Here is a 19,492-nt window from a genome sequence, read left to right on the forward strand (position 1 = left end):
GCCGCACGGCCCGGGTCGGCAGGACCGGGCGCGAGCGCTACTCGGCCAGCAGCTCCTGCAGAGTCGGCACCATCGCGCGGAAGGCCCGTGCGCGGTGGCTGTCGGCGTTCTTCACCTCGGGGTCCAGCTCGGCCGCCGTGAGCGTCGACCCGTCGGGAACGAACGCGGGGTCGTAGCCGAAGCCGTTCGCACCGCGAGCCTCGCGCGCGAGCGAGCCTTCCCAGACGCCCTCGACGGTGCGCTCTTCGCCGGGTTCGCCGTCTGCCTCCGGACGCACGAGAGCGATGCAGCACACGTAACGCGCCCCGCGGTGCGCGTCGGGCACATCGCCGAGCTGCGCGAGCAGAAGGGCGAGATTGCCGGCGTCGTCGCCGTGCCCGCCGCTCCAGCGAGCGGAGAACACGCCAGGCGCGCCCCCGAGCACATCGACCGCGATGCCGGAGTCGTCGGCGAGGGCCACCGCGCCGGTGTGCCTGGCCGCGACCCGTGCCTTGATGAGGGCGTTCTCGGCGAACGTCACACCGTCTTCGACGGGCTCCGGTCCGTCGTAGGAGACGAGCTCGACCTGCGGCAGACGGTCGGCGATGATCGCCGCGAACTCGCGCAGCTTGTGCGCGTTGTGCGTGGCGAGCACGACCCGCACGCGGGAGGCCGAGCCGGCCGTCTGCTCGCCGGTGGCGTCGATCACGATGCCGTGGATGCCGCGTCGGGGTTCAGCGCAGAGGCCTGGAAGACGGCGAGGTCGCGGCATCCACCCTCGGCGAGGTCGAGCAGGGAGCCCAGCTCGCGGCGATCGAACGGCGCGCCCTCGGCCGTGCCCTGCACCTCGACGAACAAGCCGCGGCCCGTGACGACGACGTTCATGTCGGTCTCGGCGCGCACGTCTTCGACGTAGGCCAGGTCGAGCATGGGCTCGCCGTCGATGATGCCGACCGACACCGCGGAGACGCTGTCGATGAGCGGTGTCGCGCGCTGCCCGATGAACTTGTGCTCCTTGCCCCAGGCAAGGGCGTCGGCGAGCGCGACGTACGCACCGGTGATCGCGGCCGTGCGCGTTCCGCCATCTGCCTGCAGCACATCGCAGTCGAGCACGATGGTGTTCTCGCCCAAGGCCTTCGTGTCGACGACGGCGCGGATGCTCCGGCCGATCAGCCGGCTGATCTCGTGCGTGCGACCGCCGATGCGCCCCTTGACCGACTCGCGGTCGCTGCGCTCGTTGGTGGCGCGCGGCAGCATCGAGTACTCGGCGGTGACCCAGCCCTTGCCTTTGCCGGTGAGCCAGCGCGGCACGCCGTTGGTGAACGACGCCGTGCACAGCACCTTAGTTCGACCGAACGAGATCAGGGCGCTGCCCTCGGCCTGCTGACTCCAGCCGCGCTCGATGGTGATCTCTCTCAGCTGGTCGGTGGTTCGGCCGTCGGCCCTGATGATCTCGCTCACCGCTCCACCCTACCGATGCTCGCGGCGTCGCCGACCGGAGTCATCCACGCAGATCGCGCAGATCGATCGCGCCGGTGCGCACCACGTCGACCGACGCCACGTCCGTGCCGAGCATGCGGTGCGCCAGACGCACGAACGACTCCGTGTCGGCGCCCGTCGCCTCGTAGCGGATGCTCGGCTCGCTCGTCGCGGTGCGCTCGAGCCCCCGGGACACCAACACCCGGTACACGTCGTTGGCGGTCTCCACGTCGCTGGAGACCAACGAGACTCCCTCGCCCATCACATAGGAGATGGCGCCCTTGAGGAACGGGTAGTGAGTGCAGCCGAGCACCAGCGTGTCCACGCGCGCACGCTGCAGCGGGCTCAGGTAGTCGGCCGTGACATCCAGCAGTTCCTGGCCGCTCGTGATCCCCGCTTCGACGAACTCGACGAAACGGGGACAGGCCTGCGTGAACAGGTGCAGCTCCGGCGCCGCGGCGAAGGCATCCTCGTACGCCCTCGAGTTGACGGTGCCGAGGGTACCGATCACGCCGACCCTTCCCGTGCGTGTCGTCGCCACGGCACGGCGCACGGCGGGCTGGATCACCTCGACCACCGGAACGTCGTAACGCTCGCGAGCGTCGCGCAGCATGGCCGACGACGCGGTGTTGCAGGCGATGACGAGCATCTTCACACCCTGCTCGACGAGGAAGTCGAGCGCTTCGAGCGAGAGGGCACGCACCTGAGCGATCGGCTTCGGCCCGTACGGCGAGTTGGCCGTGTCGCCCACGTAGAGGATCGACTCGTTGGGCAGCTGGTCGCGCACGGCCCGGGCGACCGTGAGTCCGCCCACTCCGGAGTCGAAGATCCCGATCGGCGCGTCCGTCACGATGTCCCAGCCTACGGTGTCGTCCCGCCGCGGTCTCACCGCCTCCCCTCTTGCTGCGCTCGCACCTCGGAGAGCGCACTCGCTGTCGCGATCCGCCCCTGACGCGACGCGACACCGGCGCTGTGCGGCAGCGATTCGGTCGCGGAAAGCGGGGCGCGTCACCCGTCGCGCCATAGGCTGGATGCCGTGACGCCATCACGCGAGCGGGCCTCGACCGCGCTCCTCACCGACCGTTACGAACTGACGATGCTCGACGCCGCGATGCTCTCCGGCACGCACGAGCGCGACTGCGTGTTCGAGGTGTTCGCCAGGTCGCTGCCCGGCGGACGCCGGTATGGCGTCGTCGCGGGGACCGGGCGGCTGCTCGAGCTCATCGAACGCTTCCGGTTCGAAGACGAGGAGCTCACCTGGCTTCGCGACAACCGCGTCGTGCGCGACGAGACCCTCGACTGGCTCGCCGACTACCGATTCAACGGCACGATCCGCGGCTACCGGGAGGGCGAGCTCTACTTTCCCGGATCCCCGGTGCTCGTGGTGGATGCCCCGTTCGGCGAGGGCGTGCTGCTCGAGACGCTCGTGCTCAGCGTTCTGAACCACGACTCGGCGATCGCCGGCGCGGCCGCTCGCATGGTGTCGGCAGCCGCCGGACGACCCCTGGCCGAAATGGGATCCCGGCGCGCCCATGAGCAGGCCGCGGTCGCCGCCGCCAGGGCCGCCTACATCGCGGGCTTCGGGGCGACGTCCAACCTCGAGGCCGGGCGCACGTGGGGCATCCCGACCATGGGCACCGCCGCGCACGCGTTCACCCTGCTGCACGACAGCGAAGAGGATGCCTTCCGCGCCCAGGTGCGCACCCTCGGCCCGCAGACCACCCTGCTCGTCGACACCTACGACGTGCACAAGGCGATCGAGACCGCGGTGCGCGTGGCCGGCACGGAACTCGGTGCGGTGCGCCTGGACTCGGGCGACCTGCCTGTGCTGGTCGCCTCCGTGCGCGCACAACTCGACGCGCTCGGCGCCACGAAGACCCGCATCACCGTCACGAACGATCTCGACGAGTTCGCGATCGCGGCGCTGCGTGCGTCTCCCGTCGATTCCTACGGCGTCGGCACCTCCCTGGTGACAGGCTCCGGAGCGCCGACGGCGGGGATGGTGTACAAACTCGTGGCGCGCAAGGACGAGACCGGGTCGTGGATTCCGGTGGCCAAGGCATCCACCGGCAAGGCCTCGATCGGCGGGCGCAAGGTGCCCGTGCGAGGGTTCGACCGGGTCGGGGTCGCGTCGGCCGAGGAGATCCACATCGTGCAGGGGCGTGAGGCATTGCCCAAGGGTCGACCGCTCCACGTGTCGCTCATGACCGGCGGAGTGGCGGACGATCGCCACCTCGGCGCGCAAGGCGTCGAGGCTGCGAGGCGTCATCACGCCATCGCGCGGGAGGAGCTTCCCGAGTCGGCGTTCCGCCTGGGACGCGGAGAGCCCGCCCTGCCCACCGAATACGTCTGAGCGCCGAGCCCGCTCGAAGGAGACCCGAGGTCGCAGACGAGGGTGGGCGCGCCGGCCACGCGACGGCTACTCGTCGCTGAGACCTTCGTAGATCTTCTTGCACTCCGGACACACGGGGAACTTCTGCGGGTCGCGGTTCGGCGTCCACTTCTTTCCGCACAGGGCGATCACCGGCTTGCCCGTGACGGCGGACTCCACGATCTGCTCCTTGCGCACGTAGTGCGAGAAGCGCTCGTGGTCGCCAGGATCCAGCTGCTCGTTCTGCAGCAGCTCCTCGAGCTCCCGATCGAGCGTGGCCACGCCGCCACCGTCGGGGGCGCCGGAAGGTCCACCCGGTTCTGCGATGCTGTTGTCGACCATCCGGCCAGTTTAGGCCGTGCGTCCGGGCCAATGGCCGCCGCTCAGGCGAAGGTCGGCGTCGTCAGGCGTGCTGCAACGCGAACGTCATCAGCTCGGGTCCGCGACGGTTGTACGTCGCCGCCCCGAGGGCCACTCCCCCGATGAACACGGCGGCGCCGATGCCCAGTCCCGTCCACAGACTCGCCTGGAACCAGTCGGCGCCGTCGAACACGCCGAGCACCATCATGGTGACCGGCACACCAGCGAAGACCACGGTGAGCAGCAGCGTGACGAACTGCGTCAGGGCCGCAGAGCCGCCGGTGTGCTGCGGCTGGGCGAACGCCGAGTCACCGGGCCGAGGCGCGCCGTACGGTGCCAGTGCCGACGACACGCTGGAGAGCCCGAGCCCGGAGAGCACGAGACACACGCTCACCCCGGTGATCGCCGGCAGCACGTCCCAGCTCCCGTAGGCGAGCACCGTGAGCACGCTCCCCACCGCCACGACCGGGATCGCGACGAGCACGACGGGCGCCAGCCTGCCCAGCCGATCCGCCAGGCCACCCGTGCCCGACACGACGTGCAGCCAGATGGCCGTGCCGTCGTGCGCGAGGTCGTTGTGGGCGACCCACCCGAGGAACAGGCAGATCACCGGCAGAGGGATGAGCGCAACGTCGTGCGGTCGCACGGCGCCGGACACGAGCAGCGCACCGACCATCACGAACGGGAACAGCGGCACGAGCAGCAACTGCATCCAGTACCTGGAGTCGCGACCCCAGTAGGTCAGGGCCCGTGCCGCGATCGCACCGGCGGGACGGGATGGCATCCTGCCGAACCAGCCGAGACCGATGGATGCCTTCGCTTGGCCCGGCCGCTCCGGCGTCACCATCATGTGCCCCACGATCGCTCGCCACGCGACGACCAACACGGCGAGGGTGACCAGGGCGACGACGAGCTTCAGCGCTGCCGTGCCCCACTGCCCGGTCGCGGCGTCGCCGCCGACCGACCAGACCGCGCCGAACGGCGTCCAGCTGATCCAGTCGGCGGTCGAGTGCACGACGCGGAGCCCGTCACGGGACCAGTTCAGCGTCGCCAGAAAGAGTACGAGCGGCAGCAGCATCACCACGACCAACACGGCGATCGTCGTGCCGAACTCGCGCATGCGACGGCTGGAGAGCGCGAACGCCGAGACCGAGGCCGCGAGCCGGCCGGCGAGTGCCCAGGTGGGGACACACACGACGGCGGCCACGAACGCCAGGACGGCCGCACCCAGGCTGCCCGACCACGTCACGATGGTGAAGAGGGCGCAGATCGCGAGCACGAACGCGGGAACGGAGATCAGCGAGGCCACGCCGAGACCCCGAGACACCGTCGCGGCCTCGAGCCCGAAGGCCGCGTAAGAGCGGGGGTCGAACGTTCCGTCGTGCCGGGTGAGCAACGGCACGAGCAGAAAGCAGAGTGCGACGACACCGCCGGCGATGACCAGGATGTCACGCACGAGTTGCACGTCGCTCGCCGCGCGCGCCGATGCGAGCACCCAGCAGATCACGATCGTCAGCGCTGCCGTGTACAGCAGTCCCACGGTGAGACCGAACGCGTGCCAGCCCCCGCGACGGAAGCCGCTGCCCAGCGATGCCAGCTTCAGTCGGAGAAACTGTGCAACCATTCGAGCCCCTCCACGGCCTTCCGCCCGCCGGCGAGTTCGATGAACCGCTCTTCGAGTGTCTTCTCGCCGCGCACCTGGTCGACAGGACCCGAGTCGAGCACGACGCCTCCGACGATGACGGCGACACTGTCGCAGATGCGCTGCACGAGGTCCATGCCATGGCTGGAAAGCAGCACCGTGCCGCCCGCGTCCACATATCGCTTGAGGATGCCCGTCACCGTCGCCGCCGAGACCGGGTCGACACCCTCGAACGGCTCGTCGAGAACGAGCAGTCGAGGAGAGTGGATCATCGCCGCCGCCAGGGACACCTTCTTGGTCATTCCGGCCGAATAGTCGGCGACGAGGCGGCCCATGGCATCCTCGATGCCGAACGCCGCGGCGAGATCGGCGGAGCGCTGCCGCGTCGTCGCGGGATCGAGCCCCCTCAGCGTGCCCGCGTAATACAGCAGTTGTGCCCCGGTGAGCCTGTCGAAGGTGCGCAGGTGGTCGGGCAGCACGCCGACGGCGCGCTTCGCGTCGCGAGGATGCTTGCCGGCATCCACGCCGTTGACATAGACGTGGCCGGCGTCGGCGCGCAGCAGTCCGGTGATGATCGAGAGCGTCGTCGTCTTTCCCGCGCCGTTCGGGCCCACGATGCCGTACATCGATCCGGCGCGAACCGAGAGGTTGAGGCCGTCGACGGCGACAACGTCGCCGTAGCTCTTGTGCAGCCCGGTCACCGCGAGGATGACCGGAGCGGTCTTCGGCGGGGCCGGCCGCGCGGGGGGAACGATCGGGTGGCGGCCGCGCGACGAGCGTGCGGAGGCTGCTTCATGTCGTCGGCCGACTCCTGCGCGACGTCACCGGAATCGACGAGTTCCAGCTCGAGGTCGTCCTGAACGTCTGTCCCGGCCTCAACTCCGGTCTCGGCCTCGGCCTCGAGCGAGCCGAGCGCCTCGTCGCGTTCATCGGAGGCGGCGACCTGCTCGATGATCCATTCCGGAACCTCGTCGTCGGGTGCCTGGGTCTGTGCGGTCGCTCGTTCCTTCACGGCGGGCGCCGGTTCGGCCACCTGCTCTCCTTCACCGTCGATGGACGTGCTGCCGTCTGCTGCATTCTGAACGTGTTCGTCGATGTCGGGCACCGGGTCGACGGATGCCGCGACGAGCGCGTCCGTTTCGCGCACGAGTTCCGCCAACCGTGCCGATCCCTCCTCGACAGGGGGCTCCACCATCGGGGGTTCGGCATTGCGTCGGCGACCGAACAGGGTGATGCGCTGCCGAACGCCGGTGTTCTCGTCGACGGGGCTGGACTGCGCGGGCATGGGTCCCGTATCGATCTCCGTGCTGTCGACCGCCGCACGATCGTCGGCGCGCTGGGCGGTTCCGGTCTGCGCTCTCGGCACTGCAGCCGAGACCGGGTTCTCGTCGACGACAGGGTGCGCGCTCGCCACCGATGCCGCCGCTTCGGCCCTGCTCGGGGCATCCACGCCGGTGCGCGCGGCGACGACGCCTGCGCCCTTCGTCGCCCGCGTCCGCGGCTTGGCCCGAGCGACGCGCGACGGCGACGCGACGCTCGCCGGAACGGACTCGCCGGCCCCGGCCGTCGCCACCACGGACGTGTTCGCGGCCGCGCCCGTCACGCGTGGACGAGCGGAACGCTGAGCATCTGCCGCGGACCTGGCCCGAACGCCACGAGGAACCGTGACCGTGTCGATGCTCGCCTCGTCAGTGCGTTCCACCGCGGGCGCGCCGCCACCGGGCATCGGTGACTGCGGGTCCTTCTGCACGCGCCATACCCCCGTAACCGTGTTGCTCGGACTGCCGCGCCCGATGTCACTTGCGGCGCCGCGGGGTGCGCTCGCGCACCAGTCAACGCCGGCGCAACACCCTCCCCGTCGAAGCCATCGGACTCCTTACGCTAACGTACTCACCACTTCAAGGCACACCCTTGCGATGCCATGTCGCGGCAAGGATCGGGGTATCGGATTTCTCAGAACGTTCCCATAAATCGATCACGAATCGGCAACGTCCCGTGATCGGGGGACCCTCTCCCCGTAAACTCGTACCGGCACAACGCGGTGTCTTATGTACATACGCACGAGTGACACCTCGGTGAACGGATGCCGTCGGCGCAGGCAACGAAAGTCCTGATCCGCCCGATGCGCGGTCATCGGTAAGTCACACAGTTCAGCTTCATTTGGGGGGTCGACTATGCGCACGAATGACAGGAGACGAAACATGACCACCGCACCGCAGGTCGTGATTCTGGCGGCCGGAATGGGCAGCCGCCTCGGGCGTTCACTGCCCAAGCCGCTGACAGAGCTCAGCGACGGCCGCACGATCATGCAGCAGCAGTTCGACAACATCCACGCGGCGTTCGGCACGAACGTCAAGGTGACGATCGTCGTCGGCTACAAGCTCGAGCACATCGTCGAGGCCTTCCCTGACGCGTCGTTCGTCTACAACGAGCAGTACGACCAGACCAACACCTCGAAGAGCCTGATGCGCGCGCTGAAGTCGAGCGGCAACGGCGGCGTGCTCTGGATGAACGGCGACGTCGTGTTCGATCCCGCACTTCTCGTTCGCGTCTCCGAAGCCGTCAACCGCGACCAGTCCTTCGTCACGGTGAACACCGCCAAGGTCTCCGACGAAGAGGTCAAGTACACCACCGGGGCAGAGGGCTTCATCGAGAAGCTGTCGAAGACCGTCAAGGGCGGTCTCGGCGAAGCGGTCGGCATCAACTATGTGTCGAGCCGCGACAAGGCTGCGCTCCTCTACCACCTGCAGCGCGTCGACGACCAGGAATACTTCGAGCGCGGCATCGAGCTGGCCATCCAGAACGACGGCATGCTGGTCGAGCCGGTCGACATCTCCGACCTGTACGCGGTCGAGATCGACTTCGCCGAAGACCTGGAGCGTGCGAACCTCTTCGTGTAGTCCACGTTCACTGCGCTCACGGATGCCGTCGGTCACCTGACCGGCGGCATCCTGCATGTCACAGGTGCGCACGCGGTGCCTGCGCCGCAGCTTTCGAAGCCGCAGTGAATCGCGCACCGTCAGCCGACCGTGAGGTTCAGCTGAGACGCGCCGGTACGATCTACGGGTGACCACCTACGCCGATGCGCGCCCAGCCGAGCGCACGCCGTTCGCCCGTTACCGGCACTCGCTGTGGTTGCTGACCAAGCGAGACCTGCACGTTCGCTACACCACCAACGCGCTGGGCTACGTGTGGTCGATCCTCGACCCCCTGCTCATGGCCGGCATCTATTACCTGGTCTTCGTGGTGGTCTTCCATCGCGGCAACAACCCGAGCGAGTCTCCCTACATCGTGTTCCTCCTCTCGGGGCTTCTGCCGTGGACGTGGTTCAACGGCGCCGTGTCGGATTTCACCAAGGCGTTCAGCCGTGAGGCGAAGCTCATTCGGTCGACGGCCATCCCTCGATCCATCTGGATCAACCGCATCGTGCTCAGCAAGGGAATCGAGTTCGGACTCTCATTGCCCGTGCTCGCGCTGTTCGTGATCTTCTCCGGCGCCCACGTGCACTGGCAACTCGTCTATTACCCCGTCGGCGTCGCGATCGAGGCGGTACTGCTCGTCGGACTCGGTCTGCTCGTGTCGCCGCTCGTGGTGTTCTTCAAAGACCTGGAGCGCGCGATCAAGCTGCTTCTGCGGCTTCTGTTCTACGCATCCGCGGTGCTGTACCCGGCGAGCGAGGTGCCCAAGGGCAGCCTCTTCAGGTACTTCATCGACATAAATCCGTTGGTGGGCATGTTCGGCGTCTTCCGGGCCGGCTTCTTTCCGCACGATCTGCACTGGGACCTTGTGCTGATCTCGGCGATCGGCAGCCTCATCTTTCTCCTGATCGGCTGGCTCGTGTACTCGCGCACCATCCGCAGCGTGCTGAAGGAGATGTGATGACTGCCACGGAGACCACGACCTCGATGATCGAGGTCAAGGATGTCGGCATCAGCTTCAAGCGCAACCGCCGTTCACGACGCAGCTTCAAAGACCTGTTCTCCTCCCGTGCCAGGCGAGCCAGGCCCGACGAGTTCTGGGCGCTTCGTCACGTCTCGTTCAAGGTGACCGCCGGCGAGTCGATCGGTGTTGTCGGGCGCAACGGGCAGGGCAAATCGACGCTGCTCAAGCTCGTGGCCGGGGTCATCCTTGCAGACGAGGGCAGCGTCGAGGTCAAGGCCGGCACTGCCCCGCTCATCGAGATCACCGGCGGCTTCGTCGACGATCTGAGCGTGCGCGACAACGTCTACCTCACGGCGGGCCTGCACGGCATGACCCGCAGGCAGATCGATGAGCGCTTTGACGACATCATCGGCTTCGCCGACATCGGCAACTTCCTCGACACCCCGTACAAGCACCTCTCCAGCGGCATGAAGGTGCGCATCGCGTTCAGCGTGATCACTCAGCTCGATGAGCCGATCCTGATCGTCGACGAGGTTCTGGCCGTCGGCGACAAAGCTTTCCGCGAGAAGTGCTACCGCCGCATCGAAGAGATGCTCGCCCAGGGTCGCACCCTGTTCTTCGTCTCGCACAACGAGAAGGACCTTCGCCGATTCTGCACGCGCGGGCTCTACCTCGAGGGTGGCCTGCTCGCCCTCGATTCCGACATCGCCACCGTGCTCGACAGGTACAACGCCGACTACGGGGTCTGACGCTCCTCCGCTGTCGGCCTGTTCGATCCTGCGGCATTTCGCCGCAACACGCCGCAAATCGCCTGCGACACGCCGCGTTGTTCACCAGAATGCCGCTGGAGCGCACGCGGCGTCTTGTCGTCCTCTGTCGGACGTGCGACCACGTTGTCCACCGTGCGACGTTCGGCGTCGGATGCTCCGCCTAGCGTGCCTGCATGACCACCACTCGACCCGACGAGATCCGACCAGACAAGGCCACGCCCACCGAGCCGCTCGCGTACCCGGTTCCGTTCCTCTTCGACCGCAGTGCTCCCCCGCGGTATCGCCTTCGCAACGCGAGTCTGGAGACGCTCACGGGCATTCGATTCTCGCTGCTCGGCGCCGGAAGCATGCCGGTGCAGGCACCGATCACGCTTGGGCCGGGCGAGACCGCCGAAATCCGCATTCATGGCAATGACCTCGCACGATCGACGGTGCTCGTCGTGCGCTGGCACCGCGACAACGGAGACGAGTACCTCTGGCGGGCGAGCTTCTGAGCGACTCAGGATGAGTGCGTCAGCGCATCCGCTCACGTTCGCGGATGAAGTCCTTCGCCGTGTACTGCCGGTGCCTGCCAGGCAGGTCGCTGAGCGTGAGGCCGGTGACCAGCTCACCGGCATCCGTGTCGAGCGCGGTCGCGATGCGGATGATCGTGCTCAGGCTCGGATTGGCTCGCCCGCGCTCGATCTTGCCGTAGTTGGTCGGGTGGATGTCCGCCAGATGCGCGACCTCTTCCTGGCTCAGACCGAGACCGGTGCGGATGCCGCGCAACCGCTCTCCGACCACGCCGGCGGCGTGGGAGAACGGCTCGACCATGCGTTCTTGTCTATTTGCGAGACAGCGTTCGGGTCCAGAGCGTTTGTGCCCTGTGGGTCGGCGGCGAACGATATGCCAACGTTCGATGCTTCGTCGCCGGCGAATCGCCTTCGCACGAGCCAACGGGCGCGCGCCATTTCCGAGAACCCGATATCGTCGCTCTCCGCCGGCGCTCGATCGCGCTGACGCTGCGTTTCATGGCAGCTGCACTCGTGCATCTGTCCGCCCACGGTTGCCCCACGCTGCCGATGGAGACAGCGGCATCACGGCGACCAGCGCATGCTCGGCCGAGCGCTGAACACGTGACACTGTCGCCTGTGGTCGTGAGGGCTTCGGAGAGACCCATCCAGCAGCATCTCGGGCTCAGTCCGGTGACGGCGCGACGGCCCGGCCCGGGCGTGGGTCAGCGGGAGCCGTACCGCTCGATGATGATCGTGGCCGCGTCATCCAGCGTGTCGGGCGCCAGCCCCAGCTCGCCGCGCACCCTGGCGCGGCCGATCAGCATCGACTCGTACTGGGCCTCGGAGCCCGGCACGTTGCCGCTGTCCATGGCGCGGATCCCCATCGAATACCAGCGCTGGGATGCCTGCAGCTCGTCGACGAGCTCGAAGAACCCGCCCAGCACCAGGTACGTGCTGAGTGTCGTCGGCGCCTCCTTGCGGAGGGCCCCCGCGAGCTCCAACGCGGCATCCTTCTGCCCGCCCTCGTAGAGCGCCTGCGCCATCAATGCACGGGGATCGACGTAGGTGGGACCGCCGTCGATGCGGGCCTCGTCGAAAAGACGCAGCGCCTCCGCGTAGTCGCCCGCGTATCCGAAGTTCTCGCCGGCCTCGATGAGCACAGCAGCCCGCGACACCCCGTCGGCGAGCGTGAACCGTTCGGGATCGGTAGCCCAGTCGCGCAGCGTCTCAGCGATCGCTGCGTCGTGATCGTCGCCGCGATGCGCCCGATCACGAGCTTTGTCGAAGTCGTTCTGGGAGATCACGCGAGGCACCCGGCAAGCATACGAGACGCGCCACGCGCTCATGCTCTCGCCGGCATACGTTCGATCCGTAGACTCGGGACCATGGCGTCCAAGGTCAAACCGTTCGTCGGTGTCACCGGTGTTAGCACCTCACGCGGGGTGCCCATTCCCGTGCGCGTCAATCGTGGGATCGACCGTGTGCTCGCCGTTCAGCGGCCCGCGGTACAGGCGAGCATCGCGAGCATCAGGCGCAGGCATCCGGATGCCTCGCCCGGCGACGTCGCGTATCTCGTCGGCCGCCGCTATCTGTTCGCGGTGACCGCGAGCGGTGCCGCCGTCGGTGCCACCGCCGTGATCCCTTCCGTGGGAACGGTGGCGACGCTCGCGCTGTCGGCCGTCGAGACGGCCGCCTTTCTCGAAGCCACTGCGCTCTACGCGCAGTCGCTGGCCGAGCTGCACGGCCTGCCCGTCACCGACCCTGAGCGTGGCAGAGCACTGGTGCTCGCCCTCATGCTCGGCAAAGAAGGCTCGACACTGGTGCGACAGTGGGGCATGGAGCTGAGCGAGACTGAGGTCACGCGCGAGCTGTACTGGCGCCAGGTGGTCTCCAGCAGCATCCCTCGTGTGGTCATCGGGCCGCTCGTGCAGCGGCTGCAGGCGGCGTTCGCGCGACGCATCGCGACGAGCGGGACCGAGAGCATCCTTGCCAAGGCGCTGCCTTTCGGCATCGGTGCCGTCGTGGGAGGGGCCGGCAACCGCATCACGGCGTCCCGCGTCGTGCACACGGCTCGCATTGCGTTCGGGCCCCTTCCGGAGACCTTCGCCGACGCTGCCGTGCCGCTCGAGAAGACAGTGCACTAGGCGTACCGAAGGAGCCGCCGGGGCGTTCACCGCGCCGGCATCGACGGCTCAGTCGCTCAGGATCGCGTCGGGATCGTCGATCGGATCGGTGCCGTCGCCATGCTCGATCGCGACCTCGTCTTTCGCGTGGATGCGCGCGAAACGATCCCACTCGTCCATCAAGTGCTGCACCGCGGCGTGGAAGCGCTTCGTGGTCACCCCCGGCGTGATGTCGCCGAAGTACCGTGCGACCCAATAGCGCAGTCGCTCTGCCGCCGTCTCGTCGTGCGAGAGGTCGTCGATGATCGGCACGATGCGTGAGGCGTCGTCGGCGTAGAGCCACTCGCACGCCGACAGATAACCGCCGCGGTCGATCTCGGCCTCCGGATGGACCGGATGCGTGATGAGCAGCGGCTTGCCTGCCGCCAGCCGGTCGTAGACCATGGCGGAGATGTCGACTACGGCGATGTCGGCGGCGGAGAGCTGCCAGCCGAGCTCGGGGCCATCGTCGAAGATGTGGTGGGCCGTCGGGTCTGCGGCGTTGGCCGCTTCGATCGCCTTGATGATGCGCGCGTTCGCCGCACCGTATTCCTCGTCGACGACGCCGGAACGCGGATGGGGCCGATAGATCACCCGGTGACGACCTGTGGCCAGCAGTGCCTCGACCAGGGCGACCCCGTGGGACGCGATCGACCCGTAGGCCGCGGCGGCTCGGTCGCCTTCCCACGTGGGCGCGTAAAGCACGACCGTGCGCTCGTCGGGTGTATAGGGCAGCACACCCGAATAGTGATCGGCCTGCGGACGACCGATCTTGATGGCGCGCTTGTCGAAGTCGTAGTCCCACAACACGGAGCTCAGGCGCGCGAGAGCGGCATCCCCCGCCACGAAGGCGTAGTCGTACGCCTTGAACTGGTTGGTGGTCATGTACATCTTGTCGGACTCACCGTGGTTGATGAACACGTGCCAACGGCGTCCGTACCGCATCATCTGGAAGTTGCGGGTGTTCTGGTTGACGTAGAACACGATGCGGATGTCCTGCTCCGCGAGCGTGTTCTCCAGGTCGACGACGGTGCGCACGTAGGCGACGGGCAGCGGCGACTCGTCCATGAGAGCGGATGCCCCGACGGGCGATCGCGACAGGATCACGACCGGCCAGACCTCGCTCAGCTCGGCGAGCGGCTTGTACCACTGGCGGATCTGATACAGGTTCACCTTGCTGTCGGCGAAGTACACGGCGATCTTGTACGTGCCCGGCTCCAGCGTCTCGGCCTTTCCGAGCCGCTCCGCGAGCACGGCACGGGCACGACGTTGCGCGAAGGCATTTCGTATCAGACGAACGCCCGCGCGGGCGTCATGCGCTACTCCCATGCAGTCCAGAATATTGGTGAATTCTTGGTGACTGCTCCGCGGGGTCGCTCCGCCCCTGGACCTTGCCGGACTCAGACGACGGGCGGCCGACCCGCGATGGTCATGCGCCACACGGTGCGCCAGCGCATCACGCGCCGCTCCCCCGCTTTCTCGCGCCACCCGGCGACCCACCCGGCGAACCAGGGCCGCAGCGTGCCGAGAGTGCCCGGCGAACGCACGCTGCGCAACACCTGCACGCCCGTCCAGGTCGCCACGTACAACGGCACCAGCACACCGGGAAGGTTGCGCTTGGCCAGCCAGACGCGGTTCCTGGCGTTGCGCCAGTAGAAGTCGGTGTGACGGGTTGTCGGCACGTTGGGATGCCGCGCCTCGAGTTCCGCCGCGTACCAGGCACGAAGCCCCTGGTCCCACACCCGCCACGCGAGCTCGATGCCCTCGTGGGCGTAGAAGAACGGCGCCGCCCAGCCACCCGCACGCTCGAAGACGGAACGCGGCATCACGATCGCGCCCTCGATCAGCGCGAACACGGCGCTGGAACGTGCGGGGTCGCCCTTGCGCAACCTCGGCACCCATCTGCGCGGGGCCGGCGAGTCGTCGATGGTGCGCACGCGGGGCTGGAGCACGCCGAGCGTCGGGTCTGCGCGGAACAGGGCGAGGGCATCCGCCAGAAACGTCTCGGACTCGACGTATTCGTCGTCATCGAGGAAGAAGAGGAAGTCGCCGCCGGTCTCCGCCACGCCGGCGTTGCGCCCAGCCGGAATGCCGATGTTCTCCGGCAGGCCGAGGCCGCGAACACCGTGCGGCAGCCCCACCGGCGCCCACCCGTTGCCGACGCACACGATGTCGACGACCACGTCGCGCTGCGCGAGCACGGATGCCAGCGCCCGCCCGAGCTCCGCAGGTCGTGTTCCCTGCGTCAGCACCACGACTCCCACGGTGGGCGGCACCCTGGGCGCTGCTGCGCCCGGCAGATCGCCCGGCGCCGCCGCGGAGCTCACGCCCGCAACCGCCTTGAGCTCATGATCGCCACGAAGTGCCCGATCAGCGCCAGGATCGCGAACGCGAGAAGAAGCGGGAGATAGACGCGTTCCGTGGCGGGCGACCCGGTGAAGAGCGCGATCACCGCGACGACGAACGTGAGCAGCGTCAGCTCGACGGAGTGGAACATGCGGTGGAACGGGAAGAACTTGACCGCGCGACGGGCGAGGGCGATCAGGCGGTGCTGCGGCGCGGCGTCCGCTTCGGCGTTGCCGAGACGCGGCAGCCCCGCGTATGCGCGGGCCACCCGCATGAGGTCGTTCAGCGCCTTGTTGAGCACGAGCACCAACGCGAGGGCGAAGCCGAGCGTGGTGAAGAGGTAGTCCTCGGGCGCCTGGAAGGGCCAGCCGGCGGCACGGAAGCCGAGCACGACGGCGATGAGGGTCTCTGTCGAGTAGTGGCCGACGGCATCCAGAAAGTGTCCGGCGGGCGAGGACGTGTGACGCCACCTGGCCACCTCGCCGTCGCAGCAGTCGAAGAGCATCTGCAGCTGTCCGAAGACCACGGCGAGCACCGCGCCGCCGATGCCGGGGATGAGCAGGGCTGCCGCGGCGCACCATCCCGACAGGATCATGAACCCGGTCACGCCGTTGGCGCTGATGCGCGTCTTGAGCAGCGCCCAGGTGAGGTAGGGCGAGATGGCGCGCAGGTAGAGGTGCGCCGTCCAGTGTTCCGCGTTGCGCCGCTGACGGACCTCGGGCGGCTGTGTCACCTCACGCAACTCGGCGATCGACGACGGCCGACGGTAGGAATCCGACACGCTACCTCCCCGACCGATTGTGCAGGTCGTGCGACAGTTCGAAGAATCCCCCGATGAAGCCGACGCCCCAGCTCACGTGGATGGTCGGCACGACCACCGTGAAGCGCAGCATCGCCGCGAACCCGTCGCGCGAGCCGATGGCGAGGGAGGCGATCAGCACGAAGAGCACGTACGCGGCGGGGATGACGAAGGCGAGGGTGAGCCAGCCCAGCGGCATGCCGAGGATGAGCCCGACGAGCCCCAGAAGGCCGACGACGATCGAGACCACGAGCAGAACGACGAGCACGGGTGGCGCGAAGTATCGCAGGGAGTTCGCCGAGGGGGAACCTGCGCACCAGCTCGCCGCGCCACATGCCGGTGGCGAAGAACTGGTTGACGAGCGAGCGGATGCTCGACCGCGGCTGATACGTCACGACCAGTCGCGGAGTGAACCACACCGTGCCGCCTGCCGCGCGCAGCCGACGGTTGAGCTCCCAGTCCTGCCCGCGGCGCACGCCCTCGTCGAACAGGCCGACCTGCTCGAGGCGGTCGCGGCGGAACGATCCGAGATACGCGGTCTGCGCAGGACCTTCCTTGCCGCCGACGTGGTGTTGCGTGCCACCGAGGCCGATGCGGGAACGGTAGGCGCGCGCGACGGCCTTCTCGAAGGGTGTGGTGCCGCGGGCATCCATGAGTCCGCCGACGTTGTCGGCACCCGTGCGCTGCAGCGTCTCCACCGCGACGCTGGCGTAGTCGGAGGGCAGCAGCGAGTGTGCGTCGACGCGGATGACGATCGGGTACGAGGATGCCCGGATCGCCGCATTCAACCCCGCCGACGTCGACGCCCGCGGATTGGGCACAACGCGCACGTTCGGATACTCCCGCGCCAGCTCGGCCAGCACCGACTCCGTGCCGTCCGTGCTCGGCCCGACGGCCAACGTGATGTCGCACGGCCCCGTGTAGTCCTGCTGCAGCAGACGCTCGACGGCCGCCCGCACGTAGGGGGCTTCGTTCAGCACCGGCATCACGTAGGAGACGCCGGGGAGCGCGCCCGGGGCGGCGCCGTCGCTGGTGGGGTGGGCCATCACATCCGCTCGTCGAATCGTCGGCTCAGCCTATCAGCGGGCGGGTCTGGGACTCCTGCGGGTGAGGAGGGTGTGGATGACGCCTGCGCCCTTCGACTCGCTCCGCTCGCTCAGCGATCTTGGACGTCGCGCGTTCGGGATGGCGAACGCACGAAGTGCCCGACCGGAATCGCGAATCCGATCGGGCACTTCGTGCGGGTGCCGCAGCGCAGCGACCCTTTGTCAGGAGTTGCTGGAGAGCGTGCCGAGTGTCACGGTGGACTGCTTGGTCGAGCCGCCCCTCTGGTACTCGATGGTGGCCTTCGCGCCGCCCGCCAGGGCCCGCACCTGAGCGGTGAGGTCGGTGGCGTCGGTGATCGGCTTGCCGTTGAAGTTGGTCACGATGTCGCCGGCCTTGAGGCCGGCGTCGGCGGCCGCTCCACCGGAGGTGACGGACTTGATCAGCGCACCCACCGTGGTGGCGTTGCTGTCGCTCGCCGAGTCGGCGACGGTGGCACCCAGCAGACCGCTGGTGGCCTTGCCGTTCTGCATGATCTCCTCGGCGACGCGCTGCACGACGTTCGACGGGATGGCGAAGCCCACGCCGATGCTGCCCGACTGACTGCTGGAGTCACTCGTCGATCCGGCGCTCGCGATCGCCACGTTGAGGCCGACCACCTGACCCTTGCCGTTGAGCAGCGGGCCGCCCGAGTTGCCCGGGTTGATCGCCGCGTCGGTCTGGATGACCGGCAACGAGATGTAGCTCTGCGTCGTGGACTGGCCGCTGCTGCCGCCGTTCTGGTCGAAGTTCCAGAAGTTGAACGGGCTGTTGTCGCCGTTGTTGCCGTTGTTCTGCTGGTCTTGCGACGGAGCGGCGGACGAGGCGATCTGGATGCTGCGGTTCAACGCGCTCACGATGCCGTTCGTCACCGTTCCGGAGAGACCGAGCGGAGCGCCGATGGCGATCGTCTGGTCGCCGACGTTCACCTTGTCGGAATCGGCGAACGAGGCGGGCGTGAGGCCGCTGACGCCCTGGATCTTGATCACGGCGAGGTCGAGGGTCGGATCGGTGCCCACCACCTTGGCCTTGTAGATCTTGCCGTCGTTGGTGGTGACCGTGATCGTGGGGTTGCCGGTCTCTCCGTCGAGCGTGACGACGTGGGTGTTGGTGACCACGTAGCCGTCGCTGGTGAGGATGGCGCCCGAACCGGTGCCCGCTTCCTGACTGCCCGTCACGTTGATGGTGACGACGCTCGGGCTCACCTTGGAGGCCACGGCGGTGACGTCGGTGGCGGTCTGCGGGTCGTTCACGGTGACGTTGGTGGCGCCGGTGGACGCCACGGTCTTGGTGGTGCCGGAGTTCGCGGCATAGATGCCGACGACCCCTGCGCCCACGCCGCCGCCCAGCAGGCCGGCGAGCACGAACCCGGTGATGAGCAGGCCGGCGCGACCGCCCTTGCCGTCCCTCTGCTTTGCGGGTTTCGCAGGCTGGCCCGGCTGACCGGGGCCGCCCGCATACTGCTGCTGGCCCGCGTACTGCTGCTGACCGGCGTAGGCGGCGGGGCCGAAGGCGCCCGCCTGCTGACCCTGCGGTGTGGTGCCAGGCGCACCCTGCTGAGGTGCGCCCTGCTGCGCCGCGTACTGGTAGTGCGCCTGTTGCCCCTGCTGCGCGTAGTTCTGCTGGCCGTAGTGGTAGCCGGCCTGCGGCGCTGCGTACGGGTTCTGCGCACCAGGAACCGGCTGCGTGGGCTGAGTGTGCTGCTGGTCACCCTGCGGCGGTTGCTGCGGGGGAACGGATGCCTGGCCCTCGGAACCGTGCATCTGCCCGCCCTGAGGCGTGTCTGCGGCCTGCGGAGCTGCGCCGTATGGCGGGAGCACCTCGGTCGGCTGGGTCTGGTTGACGTCGTTTTCGGCGGAGCGCGCGCCGTTGTCGGCCGCCACCGCGGGCTCGTCGCCTGCCGACTGTGGTGCGGCAGTCGGGGCATCCGCCTGCGCTGCGGAGTCGTCGCTCTTGATCGCGTCGAAGTTCGCGCGCGGCTGCGTGTTCTCGTGCTCGTCGGACTGCGGCGCGTCGGCAACCGGGTTCTGCGCGGAGGGCTGCTGCGGTGCCGGCTCCGGCGTCTCCGCGGGATCCTTCGGTGTGTCGGTCATCTGTCGTGCTCCTTCCAAGCACATCAAGCATC

20 protein-coding genes and 1 pseudogene are annotated in these 19,492 nt (G+C 68.2%); 6 read left to right on the top strand and 15 right to left on the bottom strand.

Annotation, left to right across the window (positions count from 1 at the left end; genetic code table 11):
• Positions 1–37 precede the first annotated feature (37 nt).
• From rdgB to murI, 3 genes are read right to left on the bottom strand one after another with little or no spacing between them, the layout of a single operon-like run.
• A complete protein-coding gene (gene rdgB / locus FPZ11_RS05500; RefSeq protein ID WP_246846650.1) occupies positions 38–685 on the bottom strand; it encodes an RdgB/HAM1 family non-canonical purine NTP pyrophosphatase in 648 nt (215 codons plus the stop codon).
• Positions 685–1,440, bottom strand: coding sequence for a ribonuclease PH (gene rph, locus FPZ11_RS05505; protein ID WP_146319050.1), 756 nt, complete (start codon positions 1,438–1,440; stop codon positions 685–687). Before rph ends, rdgB begins: the two co-directional genes overlap by 1 nt.
• A gap of 40 nt (positions 1,441–1,480) precedes the next feature.
• Positions 1,481–2,308 carry a glutamate racemase gene (murI, locus tag FPZ11_RS05510; protein ID WP_146319052.1) on the bottom strand — a complete coding sequence of 276 codons (828 nt, stop codon included), beginning with the start codon at positions 2,306–2,308 and terminating at the stop codon, positions 1,481–1,483.
• A gap of 246 nt (positions 2,309–2,554) precedes the next feature.
• On the opposite strand from murI, the gene FPZ11_RS05515 reads away from it, so the two are divergent.
• On the top strand, positions 2,555–3,811 hold the full coding sequence (locus FPZ11_RS05515) for a nicotinate phosphoribosyltransferase (RefSeq protein ID WP_246846651.1): 1,257 nt from the start codon (positions 2,555–2,557) through the stop codon (positions 3,809–3,811).
• A 66-nt stretch (positions 3,812–3,877) separates the two neighbouring features.
• Here FPZ11_RS05515 and FPZ11_RS05520 read toward each other — a convergent pair whose 3' ends face one another.
• The 4 genes from FPZ11_RS05520 to FPZ11_RS05535 form a co-directional block, all read right to left on the bottom strand.
• The gene (locus tag FPZ11_RS05520; RefSeq protein WP_146319056.1) at positions 3,878–4,171 is read right to left on the bottom strand and encodes a DUF3039 domain-containing protein; all 294 of its coding nucleotides are present in this window, start codon (positions 4,169–4,171) and stop codon (positions 3,878–3,880) included.
• Between the two features lie 61 nt (positions 4,172–4,232).
• The gene (locus FPZ11_RS05525) at positions 4,233–5,813 is read right to left on the bottom strand and encodes a hypothetical protein (RefSeq protein ID WP_146319057.1); all 1,581 of its coding nucleotides are present in this window, start codon (positions 5,811–5,813) and stop codon (positions 4,233–4,235) included.
• A complete protein-coding gene (locus tag FPZ11_RS05530; protein ID WP_367889434.1) occupies positions 5,789–6,532 on the bottom strand; it encodes an ABC transporter ATP-binding protein in 744 nt (247 codons plus the stop codon). Before FPZ11_RS05530 ends, FPZ11_RS05525 begins: the two co-directional genes overlap by 25 nt.
• Positions 6,529–7,434, bottom strand: a complete 906-nt coding sequence (locus FPZ11_RS05535; protein ID WP_146319060.1) for a hypothetical protein — start codon at positions 7,432–7,434, stop codon at positions 6,529–6,531. The genes FPZ11_RS05530 and FPZ11_RS05535 overlap by 4 nt, the downstream gene beginning before the upstream one ends.
• Positions 7,435–8,032: 598 nt before the next feature.
• Here FPZ11_RS05535 and FPZ11_RS05540 point away from each other — a divergent pair.
• From FPZ11_RS05540 to FPZ11_RS05555, 4 genes are all read left to right on the top strand, one after another.
• A complete protein-coding gene (locus tag FPZ11_RS05540; protein WP_146319062.1) occupies positions 8,033–8,731 on the top strand; it encodes a phosphocholine cytidylyltransferase family protein in 699 nt (232 codons plus the stop codon).
• 166 nt (positions 8,732–8,897) lie between these two features.
• Positions 8,898–9,710: an ABC transporter permease gene (locus FPZ11_RS05545; RefSeq protein ID WP_146319064.1), complete on the top strand. Its 813-nt coding sequence runs from the start codon at positions 8,898–8,900 to the stop codon at positions 9,708–9,710.
• Entirely contained in the window at positions 9,710–10,462 is a 753-nt protein-coding gene (locus FPZ11_RS05550; protein ID WP_210415959.1) for an ABC transporter ATP-binding protein, read from the top strand. The genes FPZ11_RS05545 and FPZ11_RS05550 overlap by 1 nt, the downstream gene beginning before the upstream one ends.
• Before the next feature lie 194 nt (positions 10,463–10,656).
• Positions 10,657–10,977 carry a hypothetical protein gene (locus FPZ11_RS05555; RefSeq protein ID WP_146319066.1) on the top strand — a complete coding sequence of 107 codons (321 nt, stop codon included), beginning with the start codon at positions 10,657–10,659 and terminating at the stop codon, positions 10,975–10,977.
• Between the two features lie 19 nt (positions 10,978–10,996).
• Here FPZ11_RS05555 and FPZ11_RS05560 read toward each other — a convergent pair whose 3' ends face one another.
• Positions 10,997–11,296 (bottom strand): helix-turn-helix domain-containing protein, encoded by a 300-nt coding sequence (locus FPZ11_RS05560; RefSeq protein WP_146319068.1) that lies wholly within the window; start codon positions 11,294–11,296, stop codon positions 10,997–10,999.
• Between the two features lie 403 nt (positions 11,297–11,699).
• Complete coding sequence (locus FPZ11_RS05565; protein ID WP_168203741.1) at positions 11,700–12,290, bottom strand: tetratricopeptide repeat protein; 591 nt, start codon at positions 12,288–12,290, stop codon at positions 11,700–11,702.
• A 72-nt stretch (positions 12,291–12,362) separates the two neighbouring features.
• Here FPZ11_RS05565 and FPZ11_RS05570 point away from each other — a divergent pair, with 72 nt between their 5' ends.
• Positions 12,363–13,121, top strand: coding sequence for a hypothetical protein (locus FPZ11_RS05570; RefSeq protein ID WP_146319072.1), 759 nt, complete (start codon positions 12,363–12,365; stop codon positions 13,119–13,121).
• A gap of 48 nt (positions 13,122–13,169) precedes the next feature.
• On the opposite strand, the gene FPZ11_RS05575 is transcribed toward FPZ11_RS05570, so the two are convergent.
• From FPZ11_RS05575 to FPZ11_RS05595, 6 genes and pseudogenes are all read right to left on the bottom strand, one after another.
• A complete protein-coding gene (locus FPZ11_RS05575) occupies positions 13,170–14,468 on the bottom strand; it encodes a CDP-glycerol glycerophosphotransferase family protein (protein ID WP_146319074.1) in 1,299 nt (432 codons plus the stop codon).
• 71 nt (positions 14,469–14,539) lie between these two features.
• Positions 14,540–15,466 (bottom strand): glycosyltransferase family 2 protein, encoded by a 927-nt coding sequence (locus FPZ11_RS05580; protein ID WP_246846547.1) that lies wholly within the window; start codon positions 15,464–15,466, stop codon positions 14,540–14,542.
• A complete protein-coding gene (locus FPZ11_RS05585) occupies positions 15,463–16,266 on the bottom strand; it encodes a CDP-alcohol phosphatidyltransferase family protein (protein ID WP_146319076.1) in 804 nt (267 codons plus the stop codon). The genes FPZ11_RS05580 and FPZ11_RS05585 overlap by 4 nt, the downstream gene beginning before the upstream one ends.
• Position 16,267: 1 nt before the next feature.
• Positions 16,268–16,552 carry a hypothetical protein gene (locus FPZ11_RS20250; RefSeq protein ID WP_367889455.1) on the bottom strand — a complete coding sequence of 95 codons (285 nt, stop codon included), beginning with the start codon at positions 16,550–16,552 and terminating at the stop codon, positions 16,268–16,270.
• Between the two features lie 136 nt (positions 16,553–16,688).
• Positions 16,689–17,330: pseudogene (locus tag FPZ11_RS20255) on the bottom strand (glycosyltransferase); the annotation flags it as partial.
• Positions 17,331–17,552: 222 nt separating this feature from the next.
• Positions 17,553–19,460 carry a S1C family serine protease gene (locus FPZ11_RS05595; RefSeq protein WP_146319078.1) on the bottom strand — a complete coding sequence of 636 codons (1,908 nt, stop codon included), beginning with the start codon at positions 19,458–19,460 and terminating at the stop codon, positions 17,553–17,555.
• Between the last annotated feature and the right edge of the window lie 32 nt (positions 19,461–19,492).

Source organism: Humibacter ginsenosidimutans (genome assembly GCF_007859675.1).
In the GTDB taxonomy this organism is placed as follows: Bacteria; Actinomycetota; Actinomycetes; order Actinomycetales; family Microbacteriaceae; genus Humibacter; species Humibacter ginsenosidimutans.